This is a genomic window from Eudoraea sp. (genome assembly GCF_049665975.1).
Lineage (GTDB): Bacteria > Bacteroidota > Bacteroidia > Flavobacteriales > Flavobacteriaceae > Eudoraea.
In genome coordinates this window covers 1-1732 of record NZ_JBATGR010000318.1, presented here as the reverse complement: position 1 = coordinate 1732, position 1732 = coordinate 1, and the positions used below count along the sequence as shown (strand labels likewise).

The following is a 1732-nucleotide window of genomic DNA, read 5'->3' as shown; positions in this document are numbered from 1 at the left end:
TCTCCAAGAAGACAAAATCCGGTGTATCAGAATTTCTGGAACCGTAAAGGATTAATCTCCAATACGGGAGTTAAAAAGAAAGCCTATTTTATCCTTCAGGAATATTACAGGAACAAAACGGTAAAATAACCGAAGCATCTTACTTATGTTTAGGACGAGAATCTTTGGATTTTTTTGGCCCGGATCAAAGTTTACTTTATTTATTCTTTATTATAATTTTCCGGCACTTTTAAGTCCTTCTGCTTCTTACAATGGCACCAGTGCAACTCATTTTTCCAATTCCCTGACTAATTCTCTGGATATCAACGTATCATATATAATTTGAAGCTTGCTAATCATGTTTGAGGCATCAAATTCTATAATATCAACAACATCAAATTCTACTTTTTGCTTATTTTTCAGAGTCCATTTATAATTAAAATAGAGAGCCAGTTTATTTGAATTAGTTTCCTCAAAAATTCCTTTTAAATGAAGTTCAGAATTTGTGGTATCACTACTCAATTCACGATAAAATGCATCCGCTTTCTTAATTCCGTAAATCGGTGAGTCAACAATTCCATGTTCATTAAATAATTTTATGGTTTGCTCAATATCACCTTTCTCCAGGTAATCCAAATATTTAATTGCGATTTCTTTTCTAGTTGGCATTTAACTTAGTAGTTTATTTTTTTGCTGACTTTCAGCGGTGATCCAAAAAATCAATTTCAAAGGTATTTTTAATACTATTCATTTTTGAATAAAACCAAAATGTTTTGCATGATTTGTATAAAATATTCTTATTTGACCAACACTTACAACATTAAGATAGTTGTTGCCAGGGTATTGAATTACGGCCTGCATGGCTTTAACTTTCCCAATAGATAAACAGATATTTTAATACAAACTACTTTTTGAGTTGTCAAAAAGCAGAAGTACACAAAATTAATGCTCCTTTATTTCATTTCTTCCAGAGGGCTGGCCCCTGCCTTTTCTAAAATAGAATTTACCTTCGGTAGTTCATTTGACATTATTTTATTTAAATCCCCCAGATGCTCTTCTAGTTCTGATGAGAGTTCTTCATATACCTTATAGGCCCCGTCAGTAGGTTTTGCCTCTCCATTTTCGATGCTCCTCCTCAAAGAAGCAAGTCTGTTATTTAGTTTAATTGGAAAATTTAAGGGGTCTTGACCTGATTGGTTTTTAACCTGATAAAGTTCTTGCTCTATAGCTGAGGATTTATCTAAAAAAGGCATCATAGTTTTCTTGTAATCAGCACTGGAAACTTTTTCCTTGTTCTCCTCAATCTGATTTCGCATTTTTCGAATATGAATCACAGCCTCATTAGCCATACTTGTTTTTTGCATTATCTTATTGGCCAGTTCAAATTGCTCCATAAGATCAGCCTCAGTTATTCCTTTAAGATTGGGATCCATTAAGATGGAAAATGGATACGTCTTTTCATAATCTTTTATTTTCATTTTAACCTTATAGTTTCCTATGGGGGCTTTGGGACCTCTCTGAGGACGGGCACTCCAAATAATCATCCCTTCAAATTCTGTTGCCCCGGAATATCTTAAATCCCAGCTAAAAGTATTAATCCCTTCGGCAGTAGTGGGTTTAGAGGAACCTCCTTTTAGCCAATAAGGCAAATCCGGATCTTCCTCATATTTTGGTTTGCTCCCGGTAAAGGTGTTAATTAACTTATTATTGGCATCCATTATTTCAAAAGTGATGGTATCCATTTGATCTTTTA

The 1732-nt window shown here is 33.9% G+C and carries 1 protein-coding gene and 1 pseudogene; both read right to left on the bottom strand.

All coding sequences use genetic code 11. The features are described 5' to 3' along the window. Positions 1 to 267 precede the first annotated feature (267 nt). Positions 268 to 648 carry a nuclear transport factor 2 family protein gene (locus WBN20_RS11225; RefSeq protein ID WP_424281737.1) on the bottom strand — a complete coding sequence of 127 codons (381 nt, stop codon included), beginning with the start codon at positions 646 to 648 and terminating at the stop codon, positions 268 to 270. Between the two features lie 284 nt (positions 649 to 932). Continuing rightward, positions 933 to 1732, bottom strand: a pseudogene (locus tag WBN20_RS11220) (glycosyl hydrolase); the annotation flags it as partial.

What these genes read in the sequence shown, in the direction of transcription:
- WBN20_RS11225 (WP_424281737.1), bottom strand. Translation starts at nt 648, where the DNA reads ATGCCAACTAGAAAAGAAATCGCAATTAAATATTTGGATTACCTGGAG.